Genomic DNA, 17538 nt, shown 5'->3' with positions numbered 1-17538 from the left:
GACTGCCTGTTAGCACGATGTGTCTAGGGGTTGTCTGAGAAGAGTAATTCGTGGAGTTTGGCGAGATCTTCTGCGGGGATTTTAATGACCCTGCGATCGTAGGTCATTAAGCCGTTGATTTCTCCTTCGACATCGGTTGTCTGTGTATACACTCCGGCTGCGATGCCCCGTTTGCGGAGGTCGTCCAGTAACTGGAGTGATTTCTGATAACGGGTTTGATATTCGGCTTCGTTTTTGGGTAGATCCCCATAACCCCAGTTGCGGCGGGTGGAATCCCATAAGTGGTCTTTCATTGGATAACCGTGTCCGCCGAACTCTCCGATGACTTTGATATAGTCGTCAAAACGACCGGGTTCAAAGGGAAAGCCGGGGTGAGGATATTGGTGCGCATCGACCACATCACCGACGGGCCAGAAATTGCCGCCGCTGGCGATGTTGATCAGCCGAGACGGATCGCGTTTGACGATCCATTTTCCGACTTCCATGGTTCGGTGTTGTCCCCAGGCTTCGTTGAATGGAACCCAGACCACGATACAGGGATGATTCTCCAGCGTGTCGATCATCCGTTCCAGTTCGACCATGTACTGATCGTGATGTTGATCGGGCCATTTGGCGTCTTTCGGATTGGGTTTGAGTCGTGTCCAGGGCGGTTTGTGTCCTGCACTGACCTGATCCTGCCAGACCATCATGCCCAGTCGGTCACAATGATAGTAAAACCGTCGTGGCTCAACTTTAATGTGCTTGCGGATCATATTGAAACCGGCGGATTTCAGATATTCAATGTCAAATAACAGGGCTTCATCCGAAGGGGGAGTTAAGAGCCCATCGGGCCACCAGCCTTGATCCAGGGGTCCCCAGTGAAAGATCGTTTTTCCGTTGAGGGTGAATCGCAGCTGGCCGTCTTTGTCGCGGATTTTGCTGACGCTGCGAATTCCCGCGTAAGACTTGACCTGATCGGTGACGTTGCCGTTCTCGATCAAGGTGATTTCCAGATGATAGAGATGCGGTGAGTCGGGAGACCAGAGTTTCGCGTCGGGAACGGTTATTGATAATTCACCGTCGGTGCCTTTGGCTTCGGCGACTTGTTGATCCCCGTCTTTGACGATGATCTGGACCGTTTGATTGGGCTGACCGTTGTTAATCTGGGGGCGAACTGTGATGGTGCCCATCTTAGTATCCGTTTGAATCTTCAGATCTTCGATGTAACTTGCTCCGACCTGTTCCAGCCAGACGGTCTGCCAGATGCCGGAGACCTGGGTGTACCAGATTCCGCGTGGATCAAGTGTTTGTTTGCCACGGAGTTGCCAGCTTTCGGTGGCATCTTTGACGCGAACGATCACACTATTTTTACCGGGGCGAATCTGCTCAGTCACATCAAACGAGAACGGCGTATGTCCGCCTCGATGAGAGCCGACAAATTTGCGATTCACAAACACGTCGCAGAAGTAATCGACAGCTTCAAAGTTGAGCAGCGTACGACGATCAACTGACTGGGGTGCTTCGAAGGTGCGGCGATACCAGAGTGCTTCCGTGGGATTGAGTAACCGTTGAACGCCCCCCAGTTTCGATTCCAGGCAGAATGGGACCAGGATATTTCCCGTCCAGTCTCGGGGGATTTTCTTCTGATCCAGGGCTGTGATGGCATAGTCCCAGTGACCATTCAAATTCTTCCAGTTGTCGCGCTCAAGTTGCGGACGCGGGTATTCGGTCCACGCGTCTTCAGGGGTAACCTGTTCGCCCCATTTTGTGATCAATTTGGATTTAAAGGGGACCGTACTGCGTTGGGGAGGGGGCAACTGGGGAACGTGCTTGATATCGACCACGTGCACATCGATAAATTGCCCCCCTCCATCCTGAAAGCAGTGGACCGCCAGCAGGTTCTTCCCTTTCTGAAGGGTTTGACGTCCTTTTTCATCCAAGGGAATCACGCTGTAGCTGGAAGTCCAGCCTTTTAATTCCGTGACCGGCTTGCCGTTAATGAAAATTTCGGTTTCATCATCATGGTGTACCATCAGCGCGGGCCTTTGCGGGATCTCTTTCAGTTGAAATGATTTCCGCAACCAGATGTTTTTCGTTTTCCAAATGGTTCCGATACGTGAACCGGGAGTACTACGTGTACCGAATCCGCCGAAGCCCTCGTTCCACGCACGGTCATCGAACTCTGTTGCTTGCCATCCTTCGGCAGGTTTTTGGAGCGTATATCGCCATTGATCATTGATTTCCTGTGCCAGAGCCAATGTGGGACTGCAGATCATCAACGCCATTGCCAGAGCATTGCGAAACAATACGGCAAGCGAGGATAAGGATATTAGTCGTCTTGGATGCATAGCGCCATTCCAAAAAGTTTGTTGTTGAAGTGATCGAAATTGATCTGGTTTCGTTATTTCGTTGAAAATTGAAAGACCGTGGTCGATTTGTATTCCTCACCCGGTTTTAAGATCGTGGTCGGGAAATTGGGTTGATTGGGACTGTCGGGATAGTGTTGTGTTTCCAGGCAGAAGCCGCCGCGATGCACGTACGGTTTGCCCGACTTTCCAGTCAAACGCCCGTCCAGGAAGTTGCCGCAATAGAATTGAATTCCGGGTTCGGTGGTGCTGATTTCGAGAACGCGTCCTGACTCAGGTTCATACACTTTGGCGGCGAGTGTCAGCTGATTTTCTTTGCCGTTTTTGTCGAGGACCCAATTGTGATCAAAGCCGCCGCCGAATTTCAACTGTTCATCCTTTTGATTGATGTCCCGGCCAATGGGTTTGGCTGAGGTAAAGTCAAATGGTGTGCCTGCGACAGCCGCCAGTTCGCCGGTGGGGATCAATGTTTCATCAACGGGTGTATATTTTTTGGCATTCAGCATCAGTTCGTGGTCGAGAATGGTGCCGGCGCCTTCCCCTTTCAGGTTGAAGTAAGTGTGCTGCGTCAGATTGACGGGGGTTGCTTTGTCGGTTGTCGCGAGGTAGTCCACGATCAATTGATTCTTGTTGGTCAGTGTGTAGGTGACTTTAATGTTGAGGTTTCCCGGGTAACCTTCTTCGTGGTCCTTGGCGAGGTAGGTCAGTTCGATTTTTGTCGGAGAAACCTGGGTTGCGTCCCAGACGACTTTATCGAGGCCGATGATGCCGCCGTGCAGATGGTTCTCGCCATTATTTTTAGCGAGGGAATACGTTTCGCCGTTGAGCGTGAATTGGCCTTTGGCGATGCGGTTACCGTAGCGGCCCACGATGGCGCCGAAGTAGGGCTTATCCACCGCGTTGATGTAGTCCTCAACACGATTGTAACCGAGGGCAATGTCTGCCATTTTTCCGTTGCGGTCTGGGACGGTAATGGATGTGATGATGGCACCGTAGTTGGTGACCTTGACTGTCATGCCAGAATTGTTTTTCAACGTATACAGCTTGATGCTGTCGAAATCTTCCACCTGACCCAAGGCAGAGGCAGCCAGGCATAAAACAATGGCAGTAAATAATGAGCATGTTTTCATTTCAACTTCCTTATGAGGCGAGAACTGAGAAGTTTGCAAATGTAGCGTAAATTGTAAAGACGATCAGAATCAGGATATAGCCGGCCGGTTTAGCGAGTTGCCACGGCGTCATATCTACGGCTCCGACGTCTTCCTGTTCAAATTCGGTTTCGCGCGGGGCGATTTCACCGATGATCAGCATTAAAATCACTAACCAGCTGAAGACGAGACCCAGAAAGTGATATTCGTGCAGAGAAGTGACGATGGTAGAGAACGGATACACGAAATAACCGATGGCAATCACGGTGAAGCCCACAATCAGTCCAGCCTTGGCGGCAATTGATGGGACGCGTTTGGTTAACATCCCTATCAACACCACAGCGAAAATGGGGATGAAGTAAATGCCGTTCATCTTTTGCAGATAGCCGAAAATACTGGTGGTATTTGCCAGTAACGGGGCGATCGACATTGCCACTACGGCAACGATCCAGCCGAATACTTTTCCCGATTTCACGACGGCGGCTTCACTGGCATTCGGTTGAAATACATTTTTATACAGTCCCAGGCTAAACAGGGTACAGGAACTGTTCAACGCGGAATTGAAACTGGAAAGAATCGCGCCGATCATGGCGGCGGCGAAAAAACCGGTCAGTGGTGCAGGCAGGACATGCTGTACCAGTAACCCATAGGCACGGTCGGCTTTGATGTTGTCCCCTGCAAACATGGTGAAGGCGATCATGCCGGGAATCACCAGATAGAGGGGGCCCAGCAGCTTGAGTGCTCCAGTCAACAGGACTCCTTTCTGTCCTTCTGCTAAACTGCTGGCGCCCAGCGTGCGTTGGATAATCTGCTGGTTCGTCGTCCAGTAGAACAGGTGCAGAAGAAAGATGCCCGAAAAGACAGCTCCAAACGGAACCGATGAGGTGCGGCTGCCGATGGAATTGAATCGCTCTTTCTGTTCTTCAAATATCTGAGAGGCACCCGCGGAGATTCCGCCTTCACCACCCAGCGTCGCCAGTGCGAAACCGGTAATTAAAAAGCCGCCGACCAAGAGGCCGATGCCATTTAATGTGTCGGAGACGGCCACTGTTCGCAAACCACCGAACAAGGCGTAGATGGATCCGATGATGCCGACAATCCAGACAATCAGCCATAGAGCCAGCGTGTGAGCATCGATGTCCAGTGATTCCGGCCAACTCCCTAAGATGGAATGGATGTCGAGAATATCAATCATTCCGGTAGCACCCGTGTAGAGAATGATCGGGAGCAGAATCCCTACATAGGCGACCAGGAAGATCAGGTTCGTGATGACCTGTGTCTGGTGGTCAAAGCGAATTCCCAGATATTCGGGCACAGTAGCGACCCCGCTTTTGAGGAACCGCGGCAAAAAGAACCAGGCCATGAAGACCAGGGCAATTACGCAGAGCACTTCCCAGACCATCACACACAGCCCGTCGGTGAAGGCAGCGCCGTTGAGCCCCACCATCTGTTCGGTGGAGAGATTGGTCAGTAACAGTGAACCGGCGATTAAGGGAAACGTCAACGAACGCCCGGCGAGAAAATAGCCGCTACTGCTGGCATGATCATCGCGGCGCGTAATTCGCCAGGTAAGGAAGGCGACCAGACCGGTGAAGAACAGAAATGAAAGAATTGTCATTAGCATGTTGTTTCGTTCCCATAATCGTTTGAGGCTATGATTTGGTTTTAGTGCATCGAAATGGTGCGTTTATTGAAAGGCAACACGATACAGTACACAGCCTCTACTCTGAATACCAGTAAAACAACAGCGTTCACTGTCTGTTGCACTGGTTTACTTCAGAGTGATTTGCCCATTCACGATATTCGATTTAGTTTGAGGGATCATTACAGTTGATGAAGGGAAGCAAATCAGATTATAAGTGCGCTCTGACCGGAAACAATGAGATGAAACGTCACGGATGTAAGATATATTGTCAATTTGGAATCAGGCCTGTGACTGTCGGCGGAATTCTCCGGGAGTGATCTGGGTCAGCCGTTTGAACACGACGTGCATGTACTCCGGGTGCTCGAAACCGCATAATGTAGAGATACGTTCGATCGATAAATCTGTCGTCAGCAGCAATTCCTGAATGCGCCCGACTTGCACATGTCGGATCTCTTCCTGCGGGGTACGTCCGAGATATTTTCTCAACTGACGTTCCAAAGTGCTGCGTGAGATGGAAGCGTTCTGTGTGACTTCATCGACGCTGATTCCCCGGCAGGCATTTTCGCGAATGAACTGCAGGGCCGCTGCGATCTCCGGATCATCAATGGCGACGACATCCGTTGATTGTCGCGTGGCGATACCAATGGGCGAGATCACCTGAGACGATTCCGTGATGTTGTTGCCATTCATGACCTGGGACAACAGATCGGCGGCACGAAATCCGACGGCTTCGGCGTTCGGAATGACACTGGACAGGGGAGGCGCACAGATGCGGCATAATAAATCGTCGTTATCAACGCCGATGACGGCCACCTCTTCTGGCACTGCCAGTTCGGCATTCGAGCAGGCATCGAGCACATGCTGACCGCGCATATCGTTACAGGTCATGACGGCGAAGGGGCGCGGAAACTGCTTCAGCCATTTTGTCAGTTTGCTTTGAACGTCTTCCCATGATCGAACGGAAGGACCATGCCAGGGGGAATTATAGATGTCACAGTCAAATCCCGCCGCACCTAACGCTTCAACAAAGCCGTCCTGTCTGCGTTTCGACCAGGCTTCACCGGTGAAGCCACAAAATCCGAATTTCTGGAAACCGCGTTCGAGTAAATGTTCGGCTGCGATCCTGCCGATTGCATGATCGTCTGACCTGACTTGCAGGAGGCCTAGGTCTTCTCCGCGGTCCGTGAGTTCGACCAACGGAACGCCGGTCGTCGCGATGGCCTTGACCAGATCAGGAGTGGTGGCACGGGAAATGATTCCATCGCCGTTCCATTTTCTCAGCCACGCGGGCGGCTTTTTTCTGAGATCGCGTTGTTCCAGAAAGACGGACCATTCATCATGCATCCGCATAAAACGGACGATGCCCGCCAGAAGATCTCTGCCGTAGCTGCTGGAAGTTTCAATAATGAGTGCCACATGTCGTTTCATCCTGCATAGCTTACCGGTTTCGAAACGCACCGTCGAGGCTGTGTATGCTGTGATGAAGCGGGGATAAATTTCAAGACCAGCGTCTGCCTCTAGTAATTTGGCGGGGGCAACTGGTCTCTTTCATGACAACCCATCAATGATTACAGGGGTTTGAGATCAATATTCAATGATTCATTTTGGCCGTTGGGATCGATTTTGACTGTCACAGGCGATTTTGCTGCGTCAGAATAGAGGATGGGGATTCGATCCTTCTTTTCTACTGTTTGAATTGGTTCAGTAGGAGCAGGTCCGGGACTTGTTTCCGATGCAGCGCCATCACTATCTTCTACTGTTTGTGGTTCTTGCACCGTGGTTTGATAAACGATGACGCGAAATTCTCCCTCGATGGAACCATCGCCTTCTTCATAAGTAGACATGACAAAGGTGCCATCTTCTTTGATGATTCCACCGGCGGCCTTACCTTTTTGACTGGAAATCGGGACGAACGAAATTGCCCCTCCCCCCACCATCGGCTTGCCATCATAGTGGACGATGCCACTGGTGGGATAAACTGTGGCCCGTTCCTCACCACCGCAGCCGTTCAGCATGATGGACAAGTTCAGAAAAACAAAGAGGGAGTATGTATTTCGATTGAATGAAATCATGGTATTTCTTTGAATAAAAATAATCTCACACAATGTCCTCGGTTATGATGAAATTCATTGTGTAGGAAGCGAAAGTGAGAAGCGAAAGAGCGGTTCGGTCCTGAACAACATGAAGCGAGTCGTTTTATAAGGCTGCGACTTCTGGTTAGAAGTTATCCACAACTTCGCGACCGCCTCGGGTACTCAAGGCTTGCCAGAGCGCAAGGTCGATGTTCTCAGAGAAAAATCTCACTGAGCCATCTGCCATGGCGCCCTGAACTCCACCTGTGTGATAGCTGCGTGCGGCAGAGTACATTTCGGTATAGGGCGAGCCGATTTGAATACACGGCATGCCTTCCTCGGGATAACTGCGGCAGCCCCAGATTCCATCGGGTGTCGAGCTGTTTGGTCCGGTCTGCGTACTGAAAACGTTGCCGCCCATGACGCCGTAAGGCCAGGTACCACGGGTATCCTGCCTGGATGGTCCGGTCGAACTTTGCAGACGAAACTTGAGTTCGCTTAATGCCAGTGTATTGGATGTGCCGTCGATGATGTCCCGTATGCCGATACTGGAATTATTGCCGAAGACGCCTCCTTTTTTCATATCGTTTGTATGAATCCGGCCATAGCCGGCTTTGCCATAGTTGGCTGCGTAATTTCCCCGGGCTAAATTTTCCAGGGCGGTTCCATTTCCAAATTGCTCTAGATTTTGAGGATGCGAGGGGCAAAGCATCGACTTGATCTGTTTGCTGCCAACATCAATGCCTTGTGAGGTATAGGTTCCATTTCCAAGCCAGTCCAGAACTTCCGGTCGTTCGTTGGCGATTTTCATGAAGTCGTTGAACATGGCCGACTGCTCAATATCTGCCAGTAACATGAGAATCCATGAGCCACCAATGGCGACCCCTCCGGACCCATTCGAGCCATTGGGATTATCGCCGGCACCGTTCACACTGCCGGGGGGGAAAACCGTGTGCGTTGAGTGATAGTTATGTAATGCCAAAGCAAGTTGCTTCAAGTTATTTTTGCAGGTAGAGCGTCTGGCCGCTTCGCGTGCCTGCTGGACTGCCGGCAGCAATAATGCGATCAGAATCGCAATGATGGCAATGACAACGAGAAGTTCAATCAAAGTGAATGCGGAGCGTCGAAATAATTTTGAATCAAATCGGCAAAAGGAATGATTTCGCATCGTTAATTCCTTATTCTGTAGAATTGTATGGAGAAAGAACTCAATCATCAGCAAATGTTGGAATTCTGCTTACTCTACTTCCAGGCCATTACAAAATCGCATTCATGCGGATACGTTATCCACGGATTGTTCCGTGTTCAATGGCATTGTGTTTGACTTCGCTTTTATTCATCAATTGTTAACTCGATGTTAACTTGAAATTGTCAGAGAGACTTATCTCGATCAATCCCGTGTATTTTGTTCCAAAGATGCGATCGGTCTGAACTCTGATTTCCGGTCCGTCTCAAAGTGACTGAGAATGAAACCAGGGGGCGCCAGCGACTACGTGATTGTGCTTACATTTGATACTTTTTAGCGGCTGACCTTGAGGACGATCTTTGAGCCTTTTTGTCGAAATGCAGACTGCATGTAGCCGGTGGTAGGCAAGTCTACCTGGATATGCAATCGCTGCCGCTGGCCCTCCGTCTCGACGGTATAGCCTAGCAGTCGGTTTTGGATGTCTTGTCCAGCAGCACGTGCTGAAGAAACTTCGACCGAACTGATTTCCTTCCAGTCCTCTGGCAGATCAACGACGATCAGGGCGCGATCGTTGAACAGTTGCTTATTCGAGGACAGATCGGAGTGGTAGGTGTCAGTGAATTCGCTCTTCAATTGAGTGTTCGACAAGAGCGCCGTGATTTGGAACTGATCGGAACTGATGAGTGATGTCGTCACCTCAAACGGCGGTTTGGTGAAAGCCTCTGAAACGATCAACGCAGGGTCGCCAAACAAAATCCGCGCAGCCGTCCCTTTAAGCATCACATCGCTGGGAGTCCATTTTGGCGAGGGCATCTTGTCCCTAAACGGCTCGAAGGTTGGCAGCGTCCCACCGTTTCCCAATATGACTCCGTTGTGCGTGTGTCGCATGACATCGCCGATTGATTTTCCAGAGTAGGCCAGGTATTCCATTTCCTGGTAAACGGGAATCCCGTGGTCAGGGTGCAGTGCGGCCAGATAGGCGATGGCGCTGTTACCGAGCAGGTTCAGGCAAAAACATTTCTCAGTGGCAATCGTTTCACTTTTGACTGCTCCATTCGCCGTCCATTGATTGAACCAGCGACTGGTGACACCCGTGTAACAGGCGCCGTTGAATACGATGCAGGGGGAGAGTTTCAGTTGTTTCGTCTGCTGCGCTTGTAGTCCGTCAACAATCCGGTCCGGATAGCCGTGCCCGCCGAGATGGATTAGACCTGCGTCTTGCATTGATCCCAGTCGATGATTGGTGAATCCACTTGTTCCGTGAGAGATGCTTGCGAGTGCAGTCCGTTCCTGATAAACGGGAATCATAAAACAACCCGGCTGCTGGATGAAACTGTTTTCTAATGCTTGGGGGTTGGGCCCGAAATTATCGATGAGCTTACCCGGCAATGTCAATTCACCGCTTACGGTTTTGGCAATCCGGTCAACGAATGTGGCGGCTGCTGCGGGAGTTGAGCCGGTGATGAATCCGCTGCTGACGTCAACGAGAGTGTCGTCGTCAATCTGCGTCGTCAATTTCAGCCATTTCCAGGCAAAGTTCACATCCAGTTCGTCCGGCTTGATAAAGATCAACGCATACCGCGGCTGGATTGTTCTGAGTTGTTCTAGAACCGATTCCAAATCGTCGGTTGAGAACTTCAAACGGGTGGCTTTGGGATGCAGAGCCTGCGCTTTTTGAATTGCCTGCTGATAGTCGCGATCTGCGGCTGCGGAAGCGAGAATGAGATAGGGGCCTGACGAATCCATTCGAACGGCCAGTGGTTCACGCGGCTTTGACAGTGCGAACGGCTGATAGGCAGAGAACAGGACAAAACCGACGACAGTAATTCCGATCAGACTGAAGGTCCAGATCGAAGCCAAACGTCTCTTTTGTTCGATGACCACGTTTCGTCTTCCTTCATTCAGCCGACGCGAATTGACTTTGCGGCGATGCGGCGATTCTCAGCCTGCTCGTAGTTTTTGCGAATCACAGGAATCAGTGCGCCGTTGACGGTCGCAAAAACGAATCCCGACATCAGGAATGGATACCAGATCCCATACGGTTGCCCGCTCAACAAGGCGAACAGGCCGGTGGCAAACAAAAACAGTCCGATGATGGCAAAGACGAACATTCCGCCAAGGATGAATTTTCGTCCCTTCCCGCGCGGGCTCAGGATCCCGCACAGAGCCCCCAATAAACCACACAGCGTACCTCCACCTCCGCCGACAATCATGCCGAACCAGGCACCAAATGTATTAGGGTCAAACCAGGGTGCGTCCATATTAGGATTCCTCTCTGCTGTTAGTGATTGGATCGATGCAACTCGAGAATGCTCTGAGCCGCTGTGCTGGTGAGTTGGCTGGCTTCAACAAGATTGGCCAGCAGATTCGCCATTTCATCCCGCTCGCGGCTTTCGACGATCAATTGCAGCCGCACGATCAATTTATCCAGCCGTGCTCGCACCGTCGGGTAGCTGATCCCGTAATAGCGTGCCAGTTCTTTCAGTGAACCGGATGCCAGGACCAGCTGCAGAACGAACTCAAGATTCTCCTGATCCAGAGACAGTAATGGATGCTCGGGGCGTTGAGTTCGACCGGGAATCAGCTGTGATTTGTTGGTGATTCTGTTCATAGATTCATTTTGCTTAATGTTGCTCATGTTTAATATTGTTGAGTTATTGTTTAATAATGTAAAGAATAAAGTTGAGTTAAAATGATAAAAATTCAATAATTTGCTGGATTCAGGTAGTTTACAGCGAGCGGAATCGTATTGCAGTAATGGCGTGTTCTGGACTACATTACGCGCGACAGGGGCGGTTTTTATCGTGAGGCGGACGGGGCTGGAACTGTGTTCCTTACCCACTTTATCATTCAAGTAGGTGTATCCAGAACCGAATTCGTCTGGATCAGGATGTTTTATGCGGAATCAGTCAAAGCGCCCCTTGTCGTGGATGGTCCTGTGCCTGTTCAGTCTGTCGGGATGCATTCCGGTCTATATGACTGCGCCTGAGCACTATAAGCCACTCTCCTATTTTCGCACGTTGGATGATGCGGGAGAATATCAGGAGCGATTAGCAAAATACAATCTCGCCATTGATGCCAATTCAGGAGACGTCGATGCGCTTTTTGGGAGGGCGGTATTGTATATGGGCGTCGGGCGCTACACGGCTGCCAAGGAAGATTTGGATCAGGCAATTCAGCAGGCGGAAAAACAGCCTGATTATAATTCAACCCGACTCGCTTCCATTTACGTGCACCGGGGGCTCCTCCGTTGGGACAACGAGCAGGTCGATCTGGCAATTGCCGATTATTCTGAGGCAATTGAACTCAAACCCGATGACTGGGAAGCTTATTTCCATCGCTGGCTGGCTTATCAGTTTCAAGGCGAGGAAGAGAAAGCAAAACGGGATCGCGAGCGAGGCAAGGAGTTGATGCCCAATGTGTTTGAGAAAGAGTACTCATTCACAGACCGGATCATCTAACTTCCAATCAGCGGCAGAGGGCATGAAAACAGTCTCAAGTCCCAGCGATCGTCTGAATACGGGAATGCTTGCGCAAGAAATGTAGTGGTGTTGGTATTTTTCAGCTATCACCCCTTTGACCTTTATTTGCTGCTTTCCTATTCTCTCTGAATACTTTTTTCCTGTTTTTGTTTTTCTGGAGTGAGATCGAAGTCGATGTCTCATAAATTATCGTGGAATAAACTCCTCTCAGCCAGTAGAGTTCCCAGTCCCCAAAAAGAGGCTGTCAAAGAATTTGACCGGAGTTATGTGGAAAAAGATCGAAGAACGGCGTTTGAAGCCGATTACGACCGGATCGTTTTCTCTCTGCCGTTCCGCAGGTTGGCCCGAAAAACACAAGTTCATCCGATGGCCAGTAACGATCATATTCATAATCGGCTGATTCATTCACTCGAAGTGGCCAGTGTAGGGCGTACGTTTGCCGATCTCGTTGTGGAATTGGCAGGAAAAGAGAGCGATCTTTCTGAGAATGCCCAACTTGATGTCAGTTGGATTCTTCAATCTGCGTGCCTGATTCATGATATCGGAAATCCCCCCTTTGGTCACGCGGGAGAAGAGGTGGTTCGGGCCTGGGTCCAGGAACACCTGGACGAATATTTTTCCGAGGATGCCTTTGAGAACGAGGAGCAACGTAACCAGTGTGTCAGCGATTGTCTGAACTTTGAAGGGAACGCGCAGGGATTTCGGGTTGCCGCCCGACGAGACAATGCGATTGCCGGATATCTGAGATTGACTTACGCCACACTGAGTTCTGCCATCAAATATCCGTGGCTCTCAACAGATCCCAGAACGGAACGGAAAAAGAAGCACAATGTCTATACGTCAGAGTCAGAACTCTTTCAGCAGATCTCAGCGGAATTGGGATTGTCTAATAAACAGGGAGAGATCTGTCGACATCCCTTGTCCTTTTTAACCGAAGCGGCCGATGATATTTGTTATCGTATTCTGGATCTGGAAGATGCCGTCGAAATGGGGATTTGCAAGCGGCGAGATGTGCACAGACTGTTTCTGGATATTTCAAATAATCCGAACAATGCCTGGATGAGTCTTCCGCAAATTCGCGGTCAGGCGATTCAAAGCCTGATCGAAGAGTTCTGGAATGTGTTTGAAACTAATTTCCGATTTATTATGAACGGCGAGCGCGAGGATGATCTCAAAGCGTCTCTAGACAAAAAATATTTTGATCTGCTCAACGAAGTCAATCAGTTTTATGACGATATCTTCGGGCACCGGAAAAAGATCGCGACCGAACTGGGAGCGTATCATATTCTGGGGCGCGTTCTGAAGTCACTGTTTAAAACCATTCAATCCATTGTCAGTTCCACAGACTATGAACAGATCCATTTTCTTTCCAAACGTTGTATCGAACTGACGTGGGGACAAGATCATGTTCAACAGAATCTGGAGAAAAATTACAGCTGGTGGGTTCAGCAGGTCATGGATTATGTCAGCGGCATGACTGATGATTACGCCATGAAAGTCTCGGGTGAAATCGGCGGATTTTCATTGGATATGAAATAAGCGCGTCGCCCTGTTTCACTTTTTGTCAGGTACTGTGATCGCTCCCAGATCGATTTTTTGTCCTGGTTTGATTTTGATCTGACCCGGCAGAGGATAAAAACGCCGTCCTTTCCATTGGTTTGCACGCAACGTGAATTCAGCACCAACCATCAGATCATGGAACAGGAAATTTCCTTCAGCATCGCAATTTTTTTGACTCATGACGAGTACGGATTCAAAATTGGGTAAAGCTTCTGTGCCGGGAACCGCTTCCCGATGGATTGAAATCGGGGCATCAATGTCTGGCTTCCCCTCCGCAGTGAGTAATTGACCTTTTACTGACCCGAGAGGCTCTAGTTTTACTTTGCGAATATTGCGATCGTCGGGGACTCCATAAATCGTGACGGCGCGCCCCAGTTGCTTCTGCAGATGTCGGAAATAAATCGTTCGGGTTCGCTGTGGATGAAAGCCATTTACCGTAGCGGGTTCTCCAGCAGTGCCGGGAAAACGGTGGTGGTTGATGGTGTAGTTTGTGAGTGGTTTTTCATCAGGTCCGACCACTTCAAACCGGAGCGATTCCCCACGATCTGCCTGTAAGTCAACCTGAACTTCGCTTTCTCCTGTGGGCACCGTTACTAGTTTTACAACCTGGTAGAGTTTTGTGAAACAATCGTCGTGTGTTTGAAGTCGCTCTTTGTCGAAGAGGTGAGTCAGTTTTTCCAACCCGATTCCTGATAGATAATCGCCTTTCTGGACACGCACTCCGATGATTCCCGCTCCTGGAATTCCGACGAGCGAAAATGAACCGTCTTCCGCTGAGATAAAACGGTGTCGCATTGGTTCCAGGCTGGTCGAATTATCCTGATAACGTTTGTAACTGGCTGCATTTTTGTTAGTGAGCAGCGGGAAGTAGTCAAAGCTGGCATTGGGAATCGGTTTGCCTGTTTGCTTGTCAGTCAATGTGCCGTGAAACATCACGCCACGCCGCAGCTTGATATTGAACGAAACTGGTTTGAGACCGCTGGGCTTCGGCAGAGAATAATCTGACGCAAAGTAGGGCTGATCGACGTCGGGGATCACGTAGAGCCGTAAAGTGCCTGAGTAGGGCAGTTGCTCAAAACGATACTTGCCTTTCGAGTCTGTATGGGGATTCGGAAGCTCAATTTCTCTCATTGATCCTCGAGCCCATTGGCGTACCATCAATCTTGCTGAAATGGGGATGCCGGTTTCTCGATCTTGCAAAGTACCCTCCACGACGAGACCTGGCTCTGTCACATGTGTGAACGTCGCTCCATAGTGGGTCCCATTGAGGGGACCACCATAGCCGATCGGACGTGCCTGAACTGGTTGCATCTCTCTTGCAACAACCGCGATACGTTCGGTTGCCATTTGCGGGCCTTCGGTTTTGAGAATCAGCAACCGGTCAGCACCGATATTCGTGATTTGAAAACGGCCTGCTTGATCTGTCTGGACCGAGGTCGGGAATCCGGGCGTGTTAGCGCTCACCATGGATGCGCCGGGATACTTCCCGATGGAGGCGCGGTAGCTGCCTGATTTCATATTCATTTTTTCCGGGGGGAGTAGTCCCTGTTGGTGCAGCGTGGGTAAATCATGCAGCCAGCGATCTACGGCACCCTCTTCTGCAGAACAGATTCCCTCTACCGACACGGTGATACCTGCGAGTCCGCGGCCCTCCAGATCGACCAGTCGCCCGCGAATCGGGGCGGCACTTTTGCTTAGAGTAATCTTTAATGGAACATCCGGATCGGCGTCGGTGGTAGTGATCCATTCCGTTGCATATCCGGGAGCCGAGGCAATGATGAGCGTGCCAGGATTTTGTCTGTAGTAAAAGTTTGCTTTGCGTACTGTGCTTGCACGCATGACGCGCGTCCAGGCGTCATCAAATTCAAGACGGAATGTTCCATCTGCATTCGTCAGGGTTTCTGTCAGCTGCTTATGGACGGGGAAAGAAATATTCGATTGCCGGTGCTTGGAGTGATACTGTGAATTGTCAACATCGACTTTCGCACCTGCGATGGGATGTCCCTGTGAATCGACAATCCGACCAGTATAGACGAAATGATTGTTTTCAGCATCATCGGTCTTTGCTTTCTCATCAGCGACCACTTGCTTTGTGGAACTCCCAGAACCAGTCGCCTGATCGGGCTGTTTGACCTGCGCATTTCCTGTGGTGTTCTCAGCGACCACCATTGAGAGCGTGCCGAAAGCAGCCATGCTGGCGATTCCCGCCGACATGAGAGTGAGGAGTACCAGAGTTCGCTTGTTCAAACGTGTGATGCGACAGCGTTGTTCATCCAAAAGACCGATGATCCGCTGCTCCAATTTCCAGCGCGAGGTAAACAGGCCAACGGTACCGGGAATGGCACGGGGCGAATTCAGGATTTGAGCCATCGTCAGCAACGTTCGGCTATAAGAGGGGGCATCAGTTACGGTCAGTACGTAATTGTCGCACACTTCTTCGCGGGCCTCTGCGAGCTGACGATTGAGCAGCCTGACCAATGGGTGCGCCCAGAAGAGAGCGTCCATGAATGTTTGCAGCAGGACCACAAATTGATCGCGTCGCGCGATATGGGCCAGTTCGTGAATCAGAATTCCGCGCATTTGTTCTGCACAAACCTGTTGCAGTAAGGTTTCGGGGAGTACGACTTTAGGTGACCAGATTCCGGCGGCAAAGGGCCCTGAGATCCGGTCTGAAAAAACCAGGTCCGGGATCGTTCTGTTTTGCGGAACTTTCAGAGACCGCCATGTTTGCTGAAACAGTTGTGCTAAATTTTCATCGGTATTCACTTTTGTTGACTCTAATAGCAGTGTTAGACGATACCATTTCACAGCCAGTCGAATCAGTAGAAATAGTGAAATACAGGACCAGAGGATGAGTAGCGGAAGTACAACAGAGTGTAAAAGACGGCCTGCAACAGTGGGAGCCCGGGTAATGGTTACTGCGGCTGTCTCTGATTTCTTCATCCGGCCAGGAGCAGTCATGGGGGATGAACTGCTGGCTTTGTCAGATCCGGCGTTCTGTTTCTCTTCAGGCTGGGCCCGATGATCAGGTTGTTGCTGGACGAAGGATTCGGGAGCTTTCTGGCTCAATAGATGGGGTGAAGATGCAGCCGGTTGTGTGCTCACTTTTGTTGACGCAGGCGTGTTTTGTATCAGTGAAATCGAAAAGATGTTCATTCCGGTTGACTGAATCACTGCGGAAAGCAGGGGGGACACACAAATCAGGAACAGTGAGGAACAGAGCAGGCAGTAACGTCTTGCCGGGGAGCGTCGCAGCATAAGACTTACCAATGATGCGAGAGCGGCGATGCAGCCAACCTGAATTAATAGGTTCAGACTCCAGACCAGGACCTGATCTAAGGGATTTCCAATCAAACTGTTCATGACCGCTTCCCTCTCCGTTTTCGAGATTGTTTTTGCTTTGACTCCGCTTGTTCAATCATTTCGCGAATGCGTTCTGTCTCTTCACTGGTCAGGCCGCGGTATTCAATCAAAGCGGTGACCAGATCTTCCGGGGAACCGGCAAACAAACGGTCGACCATCTGACTGACCTTCATTCCCAGGGAGGCTGCCCGGGGGCGGGCGGCGGAATAAATAAACGTACGGCCCTGCGTCCGATGCTGCAGCCAGCCACGCTCTTCCAACCGCACCATCATCGTCAGCACGGTGTTTCTCGCCAGCTTCCGCTTTGCTTCCAAAGCATCCCGTACTTCGCTGACGGTCACTTCATCTTTCTCCCAGACGATTTCCATAATCTCGCGTTGGGCTTTGGTGAGCGGGGTTGAATCAGGCGGGACCATTTTTTTACTCCAGAATAAAACGAATGACTACATTGTGTAGTTATAATGCCTACGGGATGTAGTTATGTCAAGAGCTTTCTGGAATAATTCTTCTCTGGATGTAGTGAGGTGAATTTGGTTCCCGGTAAGTGAATGAGAGGAAATTTCTTTCAAGCTGAAAATGAAAGAAAGCAGTCGTGCTGGAACATCAGCCTGTTAGCAGGTTGATTGTCGCAGTGAAACAGAGGATCGGGAATGGCTTCATGGGAAACACTTTCTGAATCTTGAGTGAAGGGACGCTGGTCTCTTTTATCCTGAGTTGCGGTACTCAGATAAGCAAGT

Annotated in this window: 13 protein-coding genes; 2 read left to right on the top strand and 11 right to left on the bottom strand. The window is 50.4% G+C overall.

Translation table 11 applies throughout. From position 1 onward, the window contains the following. Positions 1-23: 23 nt before the first annotated feature. The 9 genes from Pan241w_RS18920 to Pan241w_RS18880 form a co-directional block, all read right to left on the bottom strand. Positions 24-2327, bottom strand: coding sequence for a glycoside hydrolase family 2 protein (locus Pan241w_RS18920; RefSeq protein ID WP_232107195.1), 2304 nt, complete (start codon positions 2325-2327; stop codon positions 24-26). A gap of 53 nt (positions 2328-2380) precedes the next feature. Then, positions 2381-3475 carry an aldose epimerase family protein gene (locus tag Pan241w_RS18915; RefSeq protein ID WP_145218845.1) on the bottom strand — a complete coding sequence of 365 codons (1095 nt, stop codon included), beginning with the start codon at positions 3473-3475 and terminating at the stop codon, positions 2381-2383. 10 nt (positions 3476-3485) lie between these two features. After that, the gene (locus Pan241w_RS18910) at positions 3486-5117 is read right to left on the bottom strand and encodes a solute:sodium symporter family transporter (protein ID WP_145218843.1); all 1632 of its coding nucleotides are present in this window, start codon (positions 5115-5117) and stop codon (positions 3486-3488) included. Positions 5118-5417: 300 nt separating this feature from the next. Beyond that, positions 5418-6566: an AraC family transcriptional regulator gene (locus Pan241w_RS18905; protein ID WP_198000020.1), complete on the bottom strand. Its 1149-nt coding sequence runs from the start codon at positions 6564-6566 to the stop codon at positions 5418-5420. Positions 6567-6706: 140 nt separating this feature from the next. Next, the gene (locus tag Pan241w_RS18900; RefSeq protein ID WP_145218842.1) at positions 6707-7153 is read right to left on the bottom strand and encodes a hypothetical protein; all 447 of its coding nucleotides are present in this window, start codon (positions 7151-7153) and stop codon (positions 6707-6709) included. 202 nt (positions 7154-7355) lie between these two features. After that, positions 7356-8378, bottom strand: a complete 1023-nt coding sequence (locus tag Pan241w_RS18895) for a DUF1559 domain-containing protein (RefSeq protein ID WP_145218840.1) — start codon at positions 8376-8378, stop codon at positions 7356-7358. 351 nt (positions 8379-8729) lie between these two features. After that, positions 8730-10280 carry a hypothetical protein gene (locus Pan241w_RS18890; protein WP_145218838.1) on the bottom strand — a complete coding sequence of 517 codons (1551 nt, stop codon included), beginning with the start codon at positions 10278-10280 and terminating at the stop codon, positions 8730-8732. A gap of 17 nt (positions 10281-10297) precedes the next feature. Continuing rightward, the gene (locus tag Pan241w_RS18885; RefSeq protein WP_145218835.1) at positions 10298-10657 is read right to left on the bottom strand and encodes a hypothetical protein; all 360 of its coding nucleotides are present in this window, start codon (positions 10655-10657) and stop codon (positions 10298-10300) included. A 20-nt stretch (positions 10658-10677) separates the two neighbouring features. Beyond that, entirely contained in the window at positions 10678-11007 is a 330-nt protein-coding gene (locus tag Pan241w_RS18880) for a DUF2089 family protein (protein ID WP_145218833.1), read from the bottom strand. A 286-nt stretch (positions 11008-11293) separates the two neighbouring features. Between Pan241w_RS18880 and Pan241w_RS18875 the strand changes: the two genes are divergently transcribed. Further along, positions 11294-11857 (top strand): tetratricopeptide repeat protein, encoded by a 564-nt coding sequence (locus tag Pan241w_RS18875; RefSeq protein WP_145218831.1) that lies wholly within the window; start codon positions 11294-11296, stop codon positions 11855-11857. A 195-nt stretch (positions 11858-12052) separates the two neighbouring features. Continuing rightward, complete coding sequence (gene dgt / locus Pan241w_RS18870) at positions 12053-13417, top strand: dGTP triphosphohydrolase (protein WP_145218829.1); 1365 nt, start codon at positions 12053-12055, stop codon at positions 13415-13417. A gap of 15 nt (positions 13418-13432) precedes the next feature. Here dgt and Pan241w_RS18865 read toward each other — a convergent pair whose 3' ends face one another. Together Pan241w_RS18865 and Pan241w_RS18860 are read right to left on the bottom strand one after the other, a co-directional pair. Beyond that, positions 13433-16801 carry a M56 family metallopeptidase gene (locus Pan241w_RS18865; protein ID WP_145218827.1) on the bottom strand — a complete coding sequence of 1123 codons (3369 nt, stop codon included), beginning with the start codon at positions 16799-16801 and terminating at the stop codon, positions 13433-13435. Continuing rightward, on the bottom strand, positions 16798-17217 hold the full coding sequence (locus Pan241w_RS18860; protein WP_145218826.1) for a BlaI/MecI/CopY family transcriptional regulator: 420 nt from the start codon (positions 17215-17217) through the stop codon (positions 16798-16800). Before Pan241w_RS18860 ends, Pan241w_RS18865 begins: the two co-directional genes overlap by 4 nt. Positions 17218-17538: the final 321 nt, after the last annotated feature.

The organism is Gimesia alba (assembly GCF_007744675.1).
Lineage (GTDB): Bacteria > Planctomycetota > Planctomycetia > Planctomycetales > Planctomycetaceae > Gimesia > Gimesia alba.
The sequence above is the reverse complement of the archived record's forward strand: the minus strand, read 5'-3'. Positions and strand labels throughout refer to the sequence as shown.

Coding starts and splice junctions, on each gene's coding strand:
- Pan241w_RS18875 (WP_145218831.1), top strand. CDS start 11,294: ATGCGGAATCAGTCAAAGCGCCCCTTGTCGTGGATGGTCCTGTGCCTG.
- Pan241w_RS18915 (WP_145218845.1), bottom strand. CDS start 3,475: ATGAAAACATGCTCATTATTTACTGCCATTGTTTTATGCCTGGCTGCC.
- Pan241w_RS18905 (WP_198000020.1), bottom strand. CDS start 6,566: ATGAAACGACATGTGGCACTCATTATTGAAACTTCCAGCAGCTACGGC.
- Pan241w_RS18920 (WP_232107195.1), bottom strand. CDS start 2,327: ATGCATCCAAGACGACTAATATCCTTATCCTCGCTTGCCGTATTGTTT.
- Pan241w_RS18860 (WP_145218826.1), bottom strand. CDS start 17,217: ATGGTCCCGCCTGATTCAACCCCGCTCACCAAAGCCCAACGCGAGATT.
- Pan241w_RS18895 (WP_145218840.1), bottom strand. CDS start 8,378: ATGCGAAATCATTCCTTTTGCCGATTTGATTCAAAATTATTTCGACGC.
- dgt (WP_145218829.1), top strand. CDS start 12,053: ATGTCTCATAAATTATCGTGGAATAAACTCCTCTCAGCCAGTAGAGTT.
- Pan241w_RS18880 (WP_145218833.1), bottom strand. CDS start 11,007: ATGAACAGAATCACCAACAAATCACAGCTGATTCCCGGTCGAACTCAA.
- Pan241w_RS18900 (WP_145218842.1), bottom strand. CDS start 7,153: ATGCTGAACGGCTGCGGTGGTGAGGAACGGGCCACAGTTTATCCCACC.
- Pan241w_RS18865 (WP_145218827.1), bottom strand. CDS start 16,801: ATGAACAGTTTGATTGGAAATCCCTTAGATCAGGTCCTGGTCTGGAGT.
- Pan241w_RS18910 (WP_145218843.1), bottom strand. CDS start 5,117: ATGCTAATGACAATTCTTTCATTTCTGTTCTTCACCGGTCTGGTCGCC.
- Pan241w_RS18885 (WP_145218835.1), bottom strand. CDS start 10,657: ATGGACGCACCCTGGTTTGACCCTAATACATTTGGTGCCTGGTTCGGC.